This is a genomic window from Synechococcus sp. A15-28, from assembly GCF_014280175.1.
Classification (GTDB): Bacteria; Cyanobacteriota; Cyanobacteriia; order PCC-6307; family Cyanobiaceae; genus Parasynechococcus.
Map to the genome: position 1 here is coordinate 1,746,253 of NZ_CP047931.1, position 16,248 is coordinate 1,762,500.

The 16,248-nt window shown below is 62.7% G+C and carries 16 protein-coding genes and 2 tRNA genes (1 of these 18 only partly in view); 11 read left to right on the forward strand and 7 right to left on the reverse strand.

All coding sequences use genetic code 11. From position 1 onward, the window contains the following. The first annotated feature begins 1 nt into the window (after window position 1). Window positions 2-412, forward strand: coding sequence for a VOC family protein (locus tag SynA1528_RS10015; RefSeq protein WP_186586632.1), 411 nt, complete (start codon window positions 2-4; stop codon window positions 410-412). 92 nt (window positions 413-504) lie between these two features. On the opposite strand, the gene SynA1528_RS10020 is transcribed toward SynA1528_RS10015, so the two are convergent. Then, a complete protein-coding gene (locus SynA1528_RS10020; protein WP_186586633.1) occupies window positions 505-1,164 on the reverse strand; it encodes a MiaE family protein in 660 nt (219 codons plus the stop codon). A gap of 5 nt (window positions 1,165-1,169) precedes the next feature. Then, window positions 1,170-1,601 carry a type II 3-dehydroquinate dehydratase gene (gene aroQ, locus SynA1528_RS10025; protein WP_186586634.1) on the reverse strand — a complete coding sequence of 144 codons (432 nt, stop codon included), beginning with the start codon at window positions 1,599-1,601 and terminating at the stop codon, window positions 1,170-1,172. Window positions 1,602-1,686: 85 nt separating this feature from the next. Between aroQ and SynA1528_RS10030 the strand changes: the two genes are divergently transcribed. After that, window positions 1,687-1,768, forward strand: a tRNA-Tyr gene (locus SynA1528_RS10030). Window positions 1,769-1,778: 10 nt separating this feature from the next. Further along, a tRNA-Thr gene (locus SynA1528_RS10035) sits at window positions 1,779-1,850 on the forward strand. Window position 1,851: 1 nt separating this feature from the next. Here SynA1528_RS10035 and SynA1528_RS10040 read toward each other — a convergent pair. Beyond that, window positions 1,852-3,279, reverse strand: a complete 1,428-nt coding sequence (locus SynA1528_RS10040) for a glycoside hydrolase family 13 protein (RefSeq protein WP_186586635.1) — start codon at window positions 3,277-3,279, stop codon at window positions 1,852-1,854. Between the two features lie 51 nt (window positions 3,280-3,330). Between SynA1528_RS10040 and SynA1528_RS10045 the strand changes: the two genes are divergently transcribed. Continuing rightward, on the forward strand, window positions 3,331-4,836 hold the full coding sequence (locus tag SynA1528_RS10045; RefSeq protein WP_186586636.1) for a glycerol kinase: 1,506 nt from the start codon (window positions 3,331-3,333) through the stop codon (window positions 4,834-4,836). Then, window positions 4,829-6,406, forward strand: a complete 1,578-nt coding sequence (locus SynA1528_RS10050) for a glycerol-3-phosphate dehydrogenase/oxidase (RefSeq protein WP_186586637.1) — start codon at window positions 4,829-4,831, stop codon at window positions 6,404-6,406. Before SynA1528_RS10045 ends, SynA1528_RS10050 begins: the two co-directional genes overlap by 8 nt. On the opposite strand, the gene SynA1528_RS10055 is transcribed toward SynA1528_RS10050, so the two are convergent. After that, window positions 6,349-8,010, reverse strand: coding sequence for an alpha-amylase family protein (locus SynA1528_RS10055; RefSeq protein ID WP_186586638.1), 1,662 nt, complete (start codon window positions 8,008-8,010; stop codon window positions 6,349-6,351). The two genes, SynA1528_RS10050 and SynA1528_RS10055, sit on opposite strands and share 58 nt — an antisense overlap. An 84-nt stretch (window positions 8,011-8,094) precedes the next feature. On the opposite strand from SynA1528_RS10055, the gene SynA1528_RS10060 reads away from it, so the two are divergent. Continuing rightward, the gene (locus SynA1528_RS10060) at window positions 8,095-9,444 is read left to right on the forward strand and encodes an aldehyde dehydrogenase family protein (RefSeq protein ID WP_502707747.1); all 1,350 of its coding nucleotides are present in this window, start codon (window positions 8,095-8,097) and stop codon (window positions 9,442-9,444) included. A 99-nt stretch (window positions 9,445-9,543) separates the two neighbouring features. Continuing rightward, window positions 9,544-10,503: a LysM peptidoglycan-binding domain-containing protein gene (locus SynA1528_RS10065; protein WP_186586640.1), complete on the forward strand. Its 960-nt coding sequence runs from the start codon at window positions 9,544-9,546 to the stop codon at window positions 10,501-10,503. A gap of 1 nt (window position 10,504) precedes the next feature. On the opposite strand, the gene SynA1528_RS10070 is transcribed toward SynA1528_RS10065, so the two are convergent. Further along, window positions 10,505-11,986 carry a RecQ family ATP-dependent DNA helicase gene (locus SynA1528_RS10070; RefSeq protein ID WP_186588396.1) on the reverse strand — a complete coding sequence of 494 codons (1,482 nt, stop codon included), beginning with the start codon at window positions 11,984-11,986 and terminating at the stop codon, window positions 10,505-10,507. 47 nt (window positions 11,987-12,033) lie between these two features. Continuing rightward, window positions 12,034-13,074, reverse strand: coding sequence for a hypothetical protein (locus tag SynA1528_RS10075; RefSeq protein ID WP_186586641.1), 1,041 nt, complete (start codon window positions 13,072-13,074; stop codon window positions 12,034-12,036). A gap of 100 nt (window positions 13,075-13,174) precedes the next feature. On the opposite strand from SynA1528_RS10075, the gene SynA1528_RS10080 reads away from it, so the two are divergent. Both SynA1528_RS10080 and SynA1528_RS10085 read left to right on the forward strand, forming a co-directional pair. Next, window positions 13,175-13,384 carry a photosystem I reaction center subunit IV gene (locus SynA1528_RS10080; protein ID WP_186586642.1) on the forward strand — a complete coding sequence of 70 codons (210 nt, stop codon included), beginning with the start codon at window positions 13,175-13,177 and terminating at the stop codon, window positions 13,382-13,384. A 5-nt stretch (window positions 13,385-13,389) separates the two neighbouring features. Continuing rightward, entirely contained in the window at window positions 13,390-14,226 is an 837-nt protein-coding gene (locus SynA1528_RS10085; RefSeq protein ID WP_186586643.1) for a DNA-formamidopyrimidine glycosylase, read from the forward strand. Here SynA1528_RS10085 and mtnA read toward each other — a convergent pair. Further along, window positions 14,217-15,230: an S-methyl-5-thioribose-1-phosphate isomerase gene (mtnA, locus tag SynA1528_RS10090; RefSeq protein WP_186588397.1), complete on the reverse strand. Its 1,014-nt coding sequence runs from the start codon at window positions 15,228-15,230 to the stop codon at window positions 14,217-14,219. The genes SynA1528_RS10085 and mtnA overlap by 10 nt on opposite strands. Before the next feature lie 31 nt (window positions 15,231-15,261). Between mtnA and mtnB the strand changes: the two genes are divergently transcribed. Beyond that, the gene (gene mtnB / locus SynA1528_RS10095; RefSeq protein ID WP_186586644.1) at window positions 15,262-15,888 is read left to right on the forward strand and encodes a methylthioribulose 1-phosphate dehydratase; all 627 of its coding nucleotides are present in this window, start codon (window positions 15,262-15,264) and stop codon (window positions 15,886-15,888) included. Between the two features lie 5 nt (window positions 15,889-15,893). Beyond that, on the forward strand, window positions 15,894-16,248 hold the 5' portion of the coding sequence (mtnC, locus tag SynA1528_RS10100; RefSeq protein ID WP_186586645.1) for an acireductone synthase. It continues 383 nt past the right edge of the window; the window shows 355 of its 738 coding nt (coding positions 1-355); its start codon is at window positions 15,894-15,896; the stop codon falls past the right edge of the window.

A 16,248-nucleotide genomic window follows, 5' to 3' on the forward strand; every position in this document is an offset into this window, starting at 1 on the left:
CATGCTTCAAATTATTTCTCAACTTGCTATCACCTGCAAAGACCAGAAGGTCACGGAGGATTGGTACTGCCGGAATTTTGGCTTTCGCCGAGCTCGCGTTGCCAAACTACCAGATGGTAAAGAGATTATCTTTATCAAAATGGCTGATTCAAGCTTCTATCTAGAGCTTTTTGCTGCTGACGGCGACTCGCCATTGCCGGACGCAGAGAATGACGGGTACACCTTTCCCGGTTTCCGACATCTTGCATTCAAAGTCGACGATGTTGACAAAAAGTTAAGTGAGATTAGCCCACTCAATCTCACCCTTGGCCCCCTTGATTTTGATGCTTTCATCCCTGGTTGGAGGACAGCATGGTTGAAGGATCCAGATGGTCGCATCATTGAAGTCAGTCAGGGTTTCACTGATGAGTAAATAATTACTCTCCTCACGCAAATCACTCTTCTTGACCAGGATCTCAACGAGATCCTGGTTTTTTATTGATATTTTTATTGATAATCTAAAAACTAATCAATCGCAGTATTGCAGCGTTTTTCTACCACCCCCGGAGAGTGCATTCGCACGTGTGAAGCGTGTTCAAGAGTACCTTCCAAGGCTTTTGTTTCTTCAACAGCCAACGTCTTCAATCGCGAAATCAGGACGCTTCTAGGCCAACGAGATTCCGCCAAATTCCAATACACACCAAAATGTCGCGCCTCGCTTGCCAACAGATCGGCATATAAAGAACGGAGCTCAGAATCTGGACTGTGCTCAGCCAACAATGCCATTCGCTCATGGGACCGAGCTTCAATCAACCCAGCCACCAGAAATGAGTCGAGCATTCTTGAAGGCTCTTCTTTTCGCACCCTCTTTGAAAGAGTCGCGCCGTATTGAGAAGCCGACAAAGGCTCTAAATAACGCCCACGCTGTTTTAACAACGTAAGCACCTTCTCAAAATGCTCAAGCTCTTCCCGTGCCAGTGGACTGAGCACTTCTCCCAGCCCAGGTTCACAGAGATAACGAAACATCAACTGGGTCGCAAAACCGGCTGCTTTGCGCTCGCAATGGGCGTGATCGATCAAAACCTCCATCGGTCTTGCATTCGCTTGCTCCACCCAACTCCAGCTGGTGGGTGCTTTCAGCCAACGAATCGAAGCGACGCTTTTCTGAGGACTATTAACCGTCATTTGGACTATTGAAGGTGATGAAGCAGGCCCTGTAACGCCAGGGAATAACTCATCGGTCCAAAGCCAGACACCACCCCAACTGCTCGGTCTGCCAGAAGAGAACGATGGCGAAAGCTTTCACGGGCATGAGTGTTGCTCAGATGCAGCTCTACAAACGGAATGGCCACCCCCAACAGAGCATCCCTCAAGGCGATGGAGGTGTGGGTGTAGGCGCCGGCATTGATCAGGATCCCCTGGCTCGTCCCCATGGCCCGATGAATCCGTTCCACGAGGGCCCCCTCGAAATTGCTTTGAAAACAATCCAGTTCAGCCCCAGCTGCTGCGGCCTCCTGCCGCAGGCCGTCTTCGATCGATGCCAGCGTTCCACTGCCATAGATCCCTGGCTCCCGCTGGCCCAGCAGATTGAGGTTGGGTCCGTTCAGCAGCAGCAGGTGCATGGCCGCAGGCCGGTTTCAGCTGGGCTGATCGTATCGATTCGATCGTGAGCGTCACACTGGCTGGTAAGTTCTTGCGGTGTGGTTCGGGTCGGTGCCCGAGTGGTTAATGGGGGCGGACTGTAAATCCGCTGGCTCTGCCTACGTTGGTTCAAATCCAACCCGGCCCATCCTCCACATGCCCTTGTAGCTCAGCGGTAGAGCACTCCCTTGGTAAGGGAGAGGTCTCGAGTTCAAGTCTCGACAAGGGCTTTCATCCCTGCAAGAGCACCACCGCTGATTGCGGTTCCAGGGACCCGTCGCAGACGCCAGAGCTCCAGATCGTGGATGCTCCTGGTTCAATCGCCATGGAGGTCGTAGGGCTGCGGTTCACCAAGACGCTGTATCCACCAGGGGCCCTCCCCAACAACCCGTCAGGTCCGATCGATTCCCAGACCAGATCACCACGGGTGAGCTCCGGGTGGTTTCGCCGCAGTTCAGCCAGGCCGGTAATGGTGGGGCTCAGATCCGCTGCCCAGGGTTGTTCCCAGGGGAAGGCTTCACGACAGGCGGGTTCCGGGCCTCCTGACAGCTCAGCATCAGGACCACCCGCCAGCGCCGCTTCAGTGCCGTAATACACACAAGGGGCCCCTGGCTGCAGGAAGAGCAGCAACAGGGCAAGCTTCAGAGCCTTCACATCCCCGTTGAGGCTGTGCAACGCCCGCGGCACATCGTGGCTGTCCAACAGATTCATCTGTGCTCGGTTAACAGCTGGCCGGTACCAACCTGAGGTGGTGTTCCAGATCTCGATCAACTCCTCGCTGCTGAGGGGATTGAGCGGATATTCCGGATTGCGATAGCCCTGCCGCAACCGATCTCCGGCCACCCAGCCGAGGCTGCTCCAGCCAAGGCGGTAATTCATCACCCCATCAAAGTGCTCGCCCTGCAGCCAGACCCGGGCATCACCCCAGATCTCACCAACAATCCAGGCGTCAGGGTTGACGTCCCGCACCACCCGCCGGAAATCCACCCAGAACTCAGCCGGCACTTCGGCGGGCACATCCAGACGCCATCCATCGATGCCCCGTTCCAGCCAGAAGCGCCCCACCTCCAGGAGGTGGTCCCGCACCGCGGGGTTGCCGTGGTTGAACTTGGGAAGATCGGGAACGGCCCACCAGCAGTCGTAGCCGCAGTCCTCGCCCTCCGCCGGATAGGGCTGGACAGGCCATCGATGCACATGAAACCAATCCCGGTAGGGCGAGTCCTGGCCGTTTTCCACCAGGTGATGGAAGGCCCAGAAGCCACGGCCGCAGTGGTTGAACACACCATCCAGCACCAACCGCATGCCCCGCTGGTGCAACGCGTCGATCAATGCATCCAGAGCGGCATTCCCCCCCAGTAGGGGATCCACCTCGAAGTAGTCGTAAGCGTGATAGCGATGATTGGCGGCGGAGCTGAAGATCGGCGTCAGGTACAGACAGCTGATCCCCATGGCCTGCAGCTGATCCAACGCCTCGATCACCCCGTAGAGATCCCCCCCCTGAAAGCCCTGCTCCCGGGGATCACTGCCCCAGGGCTTCAGCTCCAGATGCCGCTGGGCCGTCACCTGCCCGCTGCGACGGAATCGATCCGGAAAGATCTGATAGATCACGGCATCGGCCACCCAGGCCGGAGGGTCGTGGAAGGGGGTGGAGGACGCCATGACCTTTCCAGGCAGCGATCCCCTCGCTAGCAGGGAAGAAACGAGTCGGCCATGGCAGATCAGCCTCTCCTGTTGGCGCTGGATCAAGGCACCAGCAGTTCCCGCGCAGTGGTGTTTGACGCCAAGGGTGGCCTCGTGGCCAGTGCGACGGCCCCCCTGCCCATTCAGTACCCCGCCGATGGCTGGGTGGAACAACATCCAGGCGACATCTGGGACAGCCAACGAAAGGCGCTGCAGGATCTGCACCAGCAGCTCGCTGAGGAGCAACGGCGGGCGGTCGTGAGCTGCGGCATCACCAATCAGCGCGAAACCACCGTGCTCTGGAGACGCAGCAGTGGCGCTCCCTGCGGTCCAGCCCTGGTCTGGCAGGACGGCCGCACGGCGGACATCTGCCAAGGGTGGAAAACAGACGGCCTCGAAGACGCCTGGTGCCGGCGCACGGGGCTGCTGCTGGATCCCTATTTCAGCGCCAGCAAGATCCGCTGGATGCTCGAGCATCACTCCGAGGCGGCAGCCGCTGCGGCCCAGGGCGATCTGTGCTTCGGCACGGTGGAGTCCTGGCTGCTCTGGAACCTCACCGCGGGGCAACGCCACGGGAGCGATATGAGCAATGCCAGCCGCACGCTGCTGATGGATCTGGAGCAGCGTTGCTGGATGGATGCCTTCCGGGAGCAGACAGGTCTGCCTGGGAGCGCCTTACCCGAGCTGCTGCCCTGCCGCGGAGAGTTCGGGCACATCGCAGCGGACCTCCCCTTCGCTGGATTGCCGATTCAGGCCCTTCTCGGTGATCAGCAGGCCGCGACCCTTGGTCAGCTCTGCCTGCAGCCCGGCGAAGCCAAATGCACCTACGGCACCGGAGCCTTTCTGGTGATCAACACCGGCGACAGCATCCGCCGCTCCAACGCCGGACTGCTCAGCACCCTCGGCTGGACCGATGCGGACGGCACCCCCACCTACTGCCTTGAGGGCAGCCTGTTCAACGCAGGAACCGTGGTGCAGTGGCTGCGGGACGGTCTGCAGATCATCGACCAGGCCGATGAGGTGAATGCCCTGGCGCAATCGGTGCCGGACAGCGGCGGAGTGATGCTGGTGCCCGCCTTCACCGGCTGGGGGACTCCTCACTGGGACCCCCAGGCCCGCGGAGTGCTGGTGGGGCTCACCCGGGACAGCAGCCGCGGCCACATCGCCCGAGCGGCCCTGGATGGCATCGCCCTGTCGGTGGCCACCCTGGTGGAGCTGGCGGAGGAGGCCCTTGGCCACGGCCTGGGAGAGCTTGCGGTGGATGGCGGGGCTGCCGCATCCGATCCGTTGCTGCAGGCGCAGGCGGACAGCACCGGCCTGACGGTGCGCCGCCCCCGGAACCTGGAAAGCACTGCCCGTGGCATCGCGCTGTTTGCTGGTGTGCAATGCGGCTTGATCCCCGACCTGTCCGCCATTGCCGCCCACCGGCAGGACGATGTGCAGCGTTTCGAACCGCAGATCAACACCGAGCGGCGCAGGCATCTGCGTGACCGCTGGAATGACGCCGTGAACCGCAGCCTGGGCTGGCATGGCTGATCACAACGTTGACCTGCTGGTGATCGGCGCTGGTGCCAGCGGGGCATCCGTGGCCATGGAGGCCGTGCGGCGGGGGCTGAAGGTGGCGTTGCTGGATGCCGGCGACATCGGCGGTGGCACCAGTTGCCGCAGCACAAAGCTTCTCCATGGCGGGGTCCGCTACCTCGAACTGGCGTTCAAGACCTTCGACCTGGCCCAGCTGCAACTCGTGAGGGAAGCCCTGCTGGAGCGTGGTCACTGGCTGGCGCAGGCCCCGTTTCTCGCCCGCCGACTGGAGCTGGTGTTGCCCACCGACACGCTGTGGGGCCAGCTGTACTACCAGGCGGGGCTCGGGCTCTACGACCTTCTGGCCGGCCAGCAACGCATCGGCCGCAGCCGTGGCATCAGCCGTGACGCCTTGCAGGAGTCCCTGCCGATGCTGAAACCCGGCCGTGGTGGGGTCGCCTACAGCGATGGGCAATTCGATGACGCCCGGTTGAATCTGCTGCTGGCACTGACCGCCGAGCAGGGGGGCGCCATCCTGCGGACCCGCTGCCGAGTGGTGGGATTCGAGCGGACTGCCGATGGGCGTCTCAAGGCCGCCATCAGCGAAACCGAGGCGGGCCTGCAGGAGCGCTGGACCGCTGGGGTGATCGTCAATGCCACCGGAATCCAGGCTGATTCGCTGCGCCAGCTGGCCGATCCACAGGCAGCCCCGCGCATGCTCACCAGCCGTGGCTGCCATCTCGTGCTGGAGCAGAACCTCTGTCCCGGAGGACTGGGGCTGCTGGTGCCGTCAACAGCGGATGGCCGTGTGCTGTTCATGCTGCCGTTCCACGGCAGCACCCTGGTGGGAACCACCGATGCCCCCTGCGCCATTGATGCGGCCACCTCTCCCACGGACGAGGAGGAGGCCTATCTGCTGGGCTACGTGCGCCAATGGTTCCCTGCCTTGGCCACGCCCACGGTGACCAGCCGCTGGGCCGGAGGTCGGCCGCTGCTCCGCCCGGCGGGGGACAGCCTCGACAGCAGCCGCGTCGTGCGCGAGCACGAGGTGGAGCAGCTGCCCTGTGGACTGGTGAGTGTGATGGGCGGCAAGTGGACCACCTGCCGTCCCATGGCCAACGACACCCTGCGGGCGGTCGCCACCCAGCTGGGGCGTCCCCTCGATGCGCCGCAACCCCTCCCACTGCTGGGAAGCGCGGCGAGCCCTGCAGAAACGCTTCAGCGGCTGAGGGAGCAGGCCATCGAACTGAAGGATCTGCTGCCAGACGGGGCCATGAGGGATCAACAGATCGCTCACCTGCAGAGCAACCATGGCCTGCAGGCCCTGCCGCTGATCACTGGCATCGATCCGGTTCAGCGCGAACCGCTGAGCGGCGTGATCCCCCTTTGCCAGGGAGAAATTGATCACGCCATCCAGCGGGAGCACGCCCGCAGCGCCAGCGATGTTCTCGCCCGGCGCTGCCGGATGGCGATGGTGGATCTGAAGGAGGCCCGCCGGCTGCAACCGCTGGTGGACGAGCGACTGGATCAGCTCACGGGCACAGCGGCATCCACTTCACCGATCAACCACCAGTTGATGCCATAGGGAGACAGATTCACAAACCACTCCTGGCTGGCCAGCGGGAATTCACAGCCCCACATCACCTCACGGGTCCGCAACCCCTCCCATGCCGTGAGATCCAGGCTGAAGGAGGCGCCGGCGGCGGTGACATTGGCCGCCACCAGCACCGTCATGGCCTCTGTGGCACGGACGTAGACCAGGGCACCCGGATGGCTGCACGGCAACAGCTGGAATGATCCATGGCGCAGGGCCGGCAGCAGACGCCGGCAGGTGAGCATGCGCCGGTGCCAGTTCAGCAGGGAACCTGGCAGCTGTTTCTGCACCTCAACGTTCACGACCCGATAGTCGTAACCGGGAGCCGTGATCGGAGGAAGCACCAGCAAAGGATCAGGAGCGGAGGAAAAGCCCCCGTTGCGGGCAGGCGTCCAGGCCATCGGCGTGCGGTTTGGATCCCGATCCCGCAACCCCGGCCAGTCCCCCATCCCCAGCTCATCGCCGTAGTAAAGGCAGGGCATACCGGGAAGGCTATAAATCAGGCCATGGAGCAGGCGGTTGGAGCGGGGGTCGCCATTGAGCAGCGGCGCCAGGCGACGGTTGATGCCCCAGTTGAGCCAGTGCCCCTGCCCCTGAGGTAATCCCACCCGGATCGACTGGATCACGTCATCGGGGATCAGGTGCCCATCCCCCAGCCAGAGTTCATCGTGGTTGCGAAGCGGCAGGGCCCAGCGCGGTCCCTGCACCGCCTGTTCCGCCTCATCCAGGCAAGCTCCCAGCTGGCGGGTGCTGCCGGAAGCCACGGCCGCAAACAGATGGGCCGTCAGCGCGAAGTTGAACGCGCCATGCAATTCGTTCTCCGCCAGGTAGGGGGCTGCCTCCTGCACCGGTTGGATCGCTTCCCCCAGCAGAAGCACGTCGCGTCCCCCCGCATCCACACGGGCCCGCAGGCGCTGCAGGAAGGCGTGGGTGTCCGGCAGCCCTTCACAACGGGTGCCCTCCTCCTCAAACAGAAACGGCACCGCATCGAGGCGAAAACCATCGACCCCACGCTCCAGCCAGAAGTCGACCACCTCGAGCATGGCCTCCTGCACCAACGGGTTGGCGTAGTTCAGGTCGGGCTGATGGCGCAGGAAGCGATGCAGGTAGTACTGCTCCGCCACCGGGTCCCACTCCCAGTTGGACGCTTCGAAATGACGGAACAGCACCGGAGCATCGCTGTAGCGGGATGAATCGTCACTCCAGACGTAGAAATCCCGTTCGGGACTGCCTTTGGGGGCCCAGCGGGCCCGCTGAAACCAGGGGTGCAGGTCGCTGGTGTGATTCAGCACCAGATCGAGAATCACCCGCATGCCCTGGCTGTGGGCAGCCGTCAGAAAACGGTGAAACGACGCCAGATCCCCCAGCTCGGGGTGAATGTCCCTGAAGTCGGTGATGTCGTAACCACCGTCCCGCAACGGAGATGGGTAGATCGGTGTGAGCCAGAGGGTCTTCACCCCGAGCCAACGCAGATAGGGCAGGCGCGAGGCCACACCCTTGAAGTCGCCGATGCCATCACCGTTGCCATCGGCGAAGCTGCGAACGATCAATTGATAGATAACCGTGCCGGTCCACCACGGCATGGTTTGGCTCATCCCCCGGATGCCGCTGCACCACTGCTAGACCCGACGGGCCTAATCGTCAGCCCCGTGCCCCTGTCCATCGACGAACTTCAACCCATGCAGGACAGCGTGGGGCGAGGTCTGACCCGAGCCGCCACCTGGCGACAGGAGCAACTGCAGCGCCTCAGCGAGCTGCTCGATCAACACGAACAGGAGGTGCTCGAAGCCCTGGCGGCGGATCTGGGCAAGCCACCCACCGAAGCCTTCTTCGAAATTGTCGCGTTGCGCCAGGAACTGAAGCTGGCCCAGCGCCAACTGCGCCGCTGGATGCGGCCCCGGCGCGTCCCGGTCCCCTTGGCTCAACGTCCTGGACGGGCTGATGTCATCCCAGAGCCCCTGGGCTGCGTCCTGATCATCGGTCCCTGGAACTATCCCTTCTCCCTGACGCTTCAGCCCTTGATCAGCGCCCTCGCCGCTGGAAACACCGCGGTGCTGAAGCCCTCCGAACATGCGCCATCCGTCGCGGCCTTGATCAGCCGTCTGATGGCTGAGCACTTCGACCCTGACGTGGTTCGGGTTGAACTCGGGGATGGAGCCGTCGCAGCGGCGCTGGTGGCTCTGCCGTTCGATCACATCTTCTTCACCGGCGGAGGCGCCATCGGGCGCAAGGTGCTCGAAGGGGCTGCCGCCCATCTCACCCCGGTGACGCTGGAACTCGGCGGGAAAAGTCCTGCCCTGGTGCTGGACGGAGCTGATCTGACGGTGAGCGCACGACGGCTGATCTGGGGCAAGGGGCTCAATGCCGGCCAGACCTGCATCGCACCGGATCACCTGCTGGTGCAGCCGGGGCTGAAGGCAGCCCTGCTGGAGGCGATGGCCATAGCCCGCACCGAGATGTACGGGAGCGATCCCCTGGAGTCCGAGCAGCTCGCCTGCATCGTCAACGACCGTCAGTTTCAACGTCTGGAGGCTTTGCTGGACCAGGCGCAGCAGGAGGGTCGCGTCCTGATCGGCGGAGAGATCAACCGTGATCAGCGGCGCATCGCTCCGACGGTGATTCGGGTGAACGACCGTCGGGATCCCCTGATGGCCGATGAACTGTTCGGCCCCCTGCTGCCGGTGCTGGAGTTGGTGGACCTCCCCCAGACGTTGGCCGAGATCCGCCGGGGGCCGAAGCCCCTGGCGCTCTACCTGTTCGGTGGCAATGAATCTCAGCAGCAGCAGGTGCTGGAGACCACCAGTTCCGGTGGCGTCTGCCTTAACGATGTGGTGATGCAGGCAGGTGTGCCGGATCTGCCCTTCGGAGGCGTTGGCGGCAGCGGCATGGGCAGCTACCACGGGCAGGCTGGGTTCGACACCTTCAGCCATGCCAAGGCTGTGCTGAGACGGCCCTTCCGCCTGGATTTCAAGCTGCGCTATCCCCCCTACGGCGTGGATCTCAACCTGCTGAGGCGGCTGGCTGGATGACGGGACAGCAATCCCGAACTTCCCTGCCACTGCAGTCGCTCTAGGGGGACTGGCACTTTGGCGCAGGCACCGTATCTTTCGAGCAATTGCTGGAGTTGCATGGGCTGCAAAGGGCTTGGAGTACTCGTACTGACGGCTCTTCTCCCGCTGTCGGCGACGGCCGCAACGATCACTGTGCAATCGGGTGAGACGCTCTCCGACATCGCTGATCGCTACGGCGTGAGCACCCGCCAGCTCATGCGACAGAACGGACTGCGCAATGCCGATCACGTGGAAGCCGGCAGCCGCCTTGAGGTTCCTGGACCGCGGGTGAGTGCTGGCCCAGGGCGCCACAGGGTTCAACGGGGAGACACCCTGGACGACATCGCGGCCCGCTACCGGGTCAGCAGCAGGGATCTGATGCTCGTGAACGGCCTGCGCGACGCCAACCATGTGGAGCTCGGACAGACCCTGAAGCTGCCCAGCAATGCCGTGATCGCTCAACCCAAGCCGAAGCCGGCACCGATCCAGGTGACCCCAGGCGCCAGGGAGCACACCGTTGGGCGCGGGCAGACCCTCACCCAGATCGCCAGGGCTTACGAACTGCCCGTTGCCACCCTGATCGACATCAATCCTATCAGCGATCCTAACAAGGTGACTGTGGGCACCAGGCTGTACCTGACAGCGCCGGAACAACCCATGGCCAAGGCGGAGCCCGTGGCCATGGCAAAGCCCAAGCCAAAGGTCAAGCCTCAACCCCAACCCACCAGCACATCAACGCAGGCCAGGATCAACAGCAAACCAAAGGCTCAGCCGCAAGCCGCCACCGTTGTGGCCAAGGGCGCTGACTGGCGCACCTATGGCCCACTGCAGGTGGATTGGGCTAACTGGCAGCCCATGGGAGGCAGCCAGGTGGTGCCGAGCCTGAATGCTGAAGGCCAGGCGCTCTATCTGGCGGTGAACTGCGACGCCAAAAAACTGAATGCCACCGGCGCTGATGGCAGCTGGAAGACATGGGCTTCACCCAAGAGTAGTTTTGAGAAGGATCTGATCAAGGACCGCTGTCAGGCCAGGGCCTGATTCAGGCGGCGAAATCGAGAGGCCAAGGTCGCTCCAGGTAACGGCGACCGCTGTCCCGCAGCTGCAGCCGCTGGACGCCGTCGTTGCTTTCACGGATGAGCTCTTCCTGAACAAGACGCCGAGCCAACCAGGTCCAGCGCTCCCCCTGACCGGTTTCGTGGAGAGCCAGGTGCTCGCCGAGACGGCGCATATCGGTGCCATCGAGATCAACCAGATGCGTCAACAGCGTTGTGGCCTGGCGTGACCAATCCCTTCGCTTGGGTGAGGAGCAGCATCGATCACAGCGCCCGCAGGGACCCACCAGCTCGCCCACCGCCAGCAGCAATGCCTGCTCACGACACATCTCTCCTTCAGCCACCGCCTCCATCCGTCGCAATTGCTGCTGGGCCAGATCCAAGCGATGCCGCTCATCAGGGTTGCCCCCCCGTCCGGCGGCCGCCTGCATCGCCCAGCCAAGACTGGTGCGATCTCCCGGGGAAAAGAGCACCAGACAGCGGGCCGGCAGACCGTCCCGCCCGGCCCTGCCGGACTCCTGGAGATATCCCTCCGGTGTAGCGGGCAGGTCCAGATGCAATACCAGACCCACATCACCGCGATCGACACCCATGCCAAAGGCCACCGTGGCCACCAGGACAGGCCTCTCTTGCTCCAGGAACTGCGTCAGTGCGGTCTGACGCGTGGCCGGATCAAGACCAGCGTGATACGGAGTAGCCGCCACGGACTGGCTCTGCAGGCGCTCCGCCCAATGCTCCACGGATCGACGGGTGCGGGCGTAGATCAACGCGGCACCACGGGACTGTTCCAGGGCATCCAGCGCCTGAGGCATTGGATCCCGCGGCCGACGCTGCATGGCATAACGGAGGTTCTCCCGCCGAGCGGAGCTCACCTGCACCAACGGACTCCGCAGGTCCAGCAGCCGCAGGATGTCGGCCCGTACACGAGGTGCAGCCGTGGCACTCAGCGCCAACATGGGCACGCCGGGACACAGGCGGCGAATCAGACCGAGACGGCGGTAGTCGGGCCTGAAATCGTGGCCCCAGGCGCTGATGCAATGGGCTTCATCCACGGCCAGAGCCACGAGGCGCCCCTCGGCGGCATGGGTCTCCAGCATGCGTTGGGTCGCCTCTCCCTGCAGGCGCTCCGGGGCCAGATACAGCAGCCGGAGGCTTTCATCCCGCAGCGCCGCCATCGCCTGCTGACGTCGGCCTGGATCCAGGCCGGCATGGAGGCAGGCGGCAGCGATGCCGCGTCGGCTCAGCTGGAGGACCTGATCCTCCATCAGTGCCACCAGGGGTGAGATCACCACCACCAGCCCCTCTCTGATCAGAGCAGGAAGCTGGTAGCAGAGTGATTTTCCCCCTCCGGTGGGCAGCACAGCCAGCGCGTCCCGTCCGCTCAGGACGGCTTCCACCACGGGGCGCTGACCCGCCCGGAAACGAGACCAACCGAAATGGGTGTGGAGAGCGGTCTCAAGCGAATCCACAACCACCAGATCTAGTGGCCCCAGCGTAACGGCCACAACATCTGGCGTCAGGCCAGGGGAGGTGGTTCCAACTGATCCGGGGCTTCCTCCACCAGCTGCAATCGCACGTTCTTCCCTCCGGCCAACTCTCCGAGAGACACCCGCAACGTGGCACCGCTGAGGGACTGCAGGGCATTCAGCACATCCCTGAGATAGGGCGTGCTGCTGCCGCTTTCCACCCACAGCCGTTCTTGAAGCCCTCCAAGCCGTCGCCAGGAGGTGTGCAGCTTCAGCACAGCAGCCTCGAGGGCCTGGGCCTGCCCCACGGCATCCGCCAGCAGCCCCAGAGCATCCAGACGCTGCGCTTCCTGCATTGCCTTCTCCAGATCCAGTTCTCCCTGCTGAAACGCCCGGACAGCCACACCGGACTCCGTGGCCTTGGTGATCCAGCGGGCCGTGCTGGTGACGTCCTTGATCCGATCCAGTTCAGGCTCATCCCGCAGCACCTTGCGCAGATCCTCCTGCTGGGGCTCCGGCAGCTTGGCCAGCTCACGCACCAGTGGAGCCACCGCCCTGGGCGGCAGCAGATTCTCCTGGGTGCGCTGGCGGATCTCCTCAGGCAGCAGCGGACTTGTGGCCGCGGTGAATTCATCGGTCAGCCGACGCACCTGCTTGCGGGTGATGTCCTGCCCTTCATTGGCTGCTTCCGAGATCATCAGCTGAACCTCAGGGGCCGCCTGAGCCGTTTCCATGAAGGCGCGCTTGGAGAACTGGTTGACGCTGGATTCCTCCAGAACCCCCTCGCTGAACATGGTTTCAGCCGATTCCGCCAGCTGGATCAGTCCGTAGGCACGGGTCTTGCTGATCTCCCGCTCCCGCAGCCACTGGAGAAAGCCGGCACCACGGCCCTCGCCACCGCGTTTTTCCCGATCACGGACCGATTTGAGAATGCGGCCACGCCAGATCTCCGTCTGCAGATCAAAGCGATCACACACCGCCCAGGCCTGTTCCAACCGGGCCAGGAACTCCATCGTGCTGATGTCATCCCGGTCCGGATCCGGCAGATCCAGCTGCAATGCGGGGGGTTCAGGCACAACAGAACTGGTCAAGGGCAGCACACAGAGCGGCGGGACGACATTCTGTGACGCAGGCGGTTCATGTCCCAGTCCAGGCGATACGCTCCCAATCGAGTCCCTTTCATGCCCAGCGATGGCGATCTCCCGCGGAGCCAAGGTGCGCATCAGACGTCCAGAGTCCTACTGGTTCAACGAAGTCGGCACCGTTGCATCGATCGACACATCCGGCATCCGTTACCCGGTCGTCGTGCGTTTTGAGAAGGTCAACTACACCGGCATCGACGGCACAGACGGTGGTGTGAACACCAACAACTTCTCCGAAGCTGAGCTCGAGCTGGCCTGAGGCCATTGCCCGAACTCCCTGAAGTCGAGACGGTTCGTCGAGGTCTGGCGGACCGTCTTTCTTTGTTTGAAATTGAGCGCCTGGAGGTCTGCCGCCCCCGAGCCATCGCCAGCCCTGGTGGGGTTGACGTCTTTACGTCTGGCCTCACGGGAGCAAGAGTCGGCACCTGGAGCCGTCGCGGTAAGTACTTGATGGCAGCGCTGGAGCCAGACCGCGGTGTCTGGGGCGTTCACCTGCGCATGACCGGGCAGTTCCAGTGGATTGAGCAGCCCAGCGATCCCTGCACCCACACCCGCGTGCGTTTCTGGAACGCCAACGGAGACGAACTGCGGTTCGTTGATGTGCGGAGCTTCGGGGAAATGTGGTGGGTTCCCCCCGACGTGGAGCTCACCGTCGGCATTCCGGGCCTCTCACGCCTGGGACCGGAACCATTCAGTGAGCAGTTCAGCGCTGCTTATTTGAAACAGCGCCTCAAGAACAGCAGCCGCCCGATCAAAACGGCACTGCTGGATCAGGCCTTGGTCGCCGGTGTCGGCAACATCTACGCCGATGAAAGTTTGTTTTCAGCAGGCATCCCACCACTCACCCCAGCCGGACGGCTCACGCTTGCTCAGCTGGAGCGGTTGCGTTCGTCCCTGGTGGATGTGCTCACCGCCAGCATTGGTGCCGGCGGCACCACGTTCAGCGATTTCCGAGATCTGGAGGGTGTCAACGGCAATTACGGCGGTCAGGCCTGGGTGTATCGCCGCGGAGGCGAGCCCTGTCGGCGCTGTGGCACGCCGATTCAACGGGACAAGTTGTCAGGACGAAGCACCCACTGGTGCCCGACCTGTCAGAGCTGACGATCCAGGGGCAAGGCTTGCAAGGCGTCGCGATAGGGCGCGCAAATCACGCCGAACTCCGAGATCAAGGCCGTGACCAGATGGGCCGGAGTGATGTCGAAGGCGGGATTCCAGGCCTTCGCCCCCGGTGCCGCCAGCCGTTGGCCCCGGTGCTGGGTGATCTCCTCCTCCGGGCGTTCCTCAATGGGGATGGCATCACCATCGGGTGTGGTGAGATCCATGCTGCTACTGGGAGCACAGACGTAAAAGGGAATGCCATGGGCCCGGGCCACCAGGGCGAGGTTGTAGGTCCCCACCTTGTTGGCAACATCACCATTGGCCGCCACGCGGTCGCATCCCACAAGCACCGCGTCCACCTCCTGGCGTCGCATCAGAAGACCACTGGCACCATCAACAATCACGGTGCAGGGCACCCCAAGACACCCCAGTTCCCAGGCCGACAACGCCGCGCCCTGGAGACGGGGCCGCGTTTCATCCAGCCAGGCATGACGCACCACCCCTCGCGCATGCCCCGCAGCGATCACCCCCAGCGCAGTGCCGACCCCTGCGGTGGCGATCGCCCCGGTGTGGCAGTGGTGAAGCACGCGGCTTCCTGGCTTCAGAAGCCCAACGCCATGGTCCACCAAGGTCTGTGTGCGGGCGCGATCATCCGCTTCCAGAGCGGCTGCCAGCGCCGCCAGCGCTTGTGGATCCACGGGATCCTTGGCGGCCGCAGATGTTCGCATCCGCTCCAGAGCCCAGCCGAGATTCACCGCAGTTGGGCGGGAGGACTTGAGCACCGTGACGGCCACATCAAGATCCTCACCGGCCTGGGCCGCCAGCACGACTCCCCACGCCGCCGCAACACCGATGGCAGGGGCTCCTCTCACCGCCATGGTGGCGATGGCTTCGGCCACGTGCTGCCAGTGACGTAATTGCAGAAAGCAAACCTCTTGCGGCAGCCGACGCTGATCCAGCAGCTCCAGATGATCTCCCGTCCATCGAAGGCTGGGGGGAAGCGTCAATGGAGAGCTGCGGCTGTTTCCTGTATAGAAGATGGAGGAGGTGCTTCCAGTGGAAGACGGCAACTGCATCAGGTCTGCCCTGATTCGCACGACACGACGCCTGCATCAACGGCGGTGGTGCGATGGCACCGGTGGCAATTTCAGTGTTGTGCAACAGAGGAAACCACTGCTGCTGCTGATGGCCCCCAGCGGAGTGGATAAAGGTCGACTGGAGGTTGATGACCTGATCGTGGTCAACGAAGTTCAAGAGGTCGTGGAAGGCAGCGGACGGGTCAGCGCCGAAGCTGCCTTGCATCAGGCAGTCGTTGAGCAGACCGATGCCGGTGCAGTGCTGCACACGCACTCCATTCCGGCCACGGTGCTGTCTCGAAACCATCAAGCGAACGGTCAGCTTTCCGTGGAGGGGTGGGAAATGCTGAAGGGATTGGAAGGGGTGACAACCCATGCGACCCGAATCGATATTCCGGTGGTGGCCAACAATCAATGCATGGACGAGTTGGTGGAGGCCTTCTTGCCTCACCTTCCTGCGCAATCCCACGGGATTCTTGTATCAGGGCATGGCTTGTATGCCTGGGGGAGAACACTTGCCGACGCCGAACGTCATCTCGAGATTCTTGAGTTTCTGCTCGAGGTTCAACTCAATTGGTCGAGGGCCTAGAAATCATGACCATCACCCATTTGCTTCTCGACATCGAAGGGACGACGTGCCCTGTGAGTTTCGTCAGCGAGGTTTTATTTCCCTATGCCAGGCAATCACTCTCCAGCTTCCTGACTGAGCACAGGAATGATATCAAATTTGCACATCTCCTCGAGTCAGCAGAACAAGAGTGGGATGCCGATTCATCATCAGACAGCATCAATCTTCGCAAGAGGACGAAAGATGCTGGACTGACGCCAACGAATGCCATCAGGATGTACTTTGAGCACCTCATCGATATCGATCGCAAGTCAACCGCCTTAAAGGATTTACAAGGGAGAATCTGGAAGAATGGTTATGAGCGAGGCGAAATCACAAGCC

What these genes read in the sequence shown, in the direction of transcription:
- SynA1528_RS10055 (WP_186586638.1), bottom strand. Translation starts at nt 8,010, where the DNA reads ATGAGCCAAACCATGCCGTGGTGGACCGGCACGGTTATCTATCAATTG.
- mtnB (WP_186586644.1), top strand. Translation starts at nt 15,262, where the DNA reads ATGGAGGAGGTGCTTCCAGTGGAAGACGGCAACTGCATCAGGTCTGCC.
- SynA1528_RS10065 (WP_186586640.1), top strand. Translation starts at nt 9,544, where the DNA reads ATGGGCTGCAAAGGGCTTGGAGTACTCGTACTGACGGCTCTTCTCCCG.
- SynA1528_RS10040 (WP_186586635.1), bottom strand. Translation starts at nt 3,279, where the DNA reads ATGGCGTCCTCCACCCCCTTCCACGACCCTCCGGCCTGGGTGGCCGAT.
- SynA1528_RS10015 (WP_186586632.1), top strand. Translation starts at nt 2, where the DNA reads ATGCTTCAAATTATTTCTCAACTTGCTATCACCTGCAAAGACCAGAAG.
- aroQ (WP_186586634.1), bottom strand. Translation starts at nt 1,601, where the DNA reads ATGCACCTGCTGCTGCTGAACGGACCCAACCTCAATCTGCTGGGCCAG.
- SynA1528_RS10080 (WP_186586642.1), top strand. Translation starts at nt 13,175, where the DNA reads ATGGCGATCTCCCGCGGAGCCAAGGTGCGCATCAGACGTCCAGAGTCC.
- SynA1528_RS10050 (WP_186586637.1), top strand. Translation starts at nt 4,829, where the DNA reads ATGGCTGATCACAACGTTGACCTGCTGGTGATCGGCGCTGGTGCCAGC.
- SynA1528_RS10045 (WP_186586636.1), top strand. Translation starts at nt 3,331, where the DNA reads ATGGCAGATCAGCCTCTCCTGTTGGCGCTGGATCAAGGCACCAGCAGT.
- SynA1528_RS10060 (WP_502707747.1), top strand. Translation starts at nt 8,095, where the DNA reads ATGCAGGACAGCGTGGGGCGAGGTCTGACCCGAGCCGCCACCTGGCGA.
- SynA1528_RS10020 (WP_186586633.1), bottom strand. Translation starts at nt 1,164, where the DNA reads ATGACGGTTAATAGTCCTCAGAAAAGCGTCGCTTCGATTCGTTGGCTG.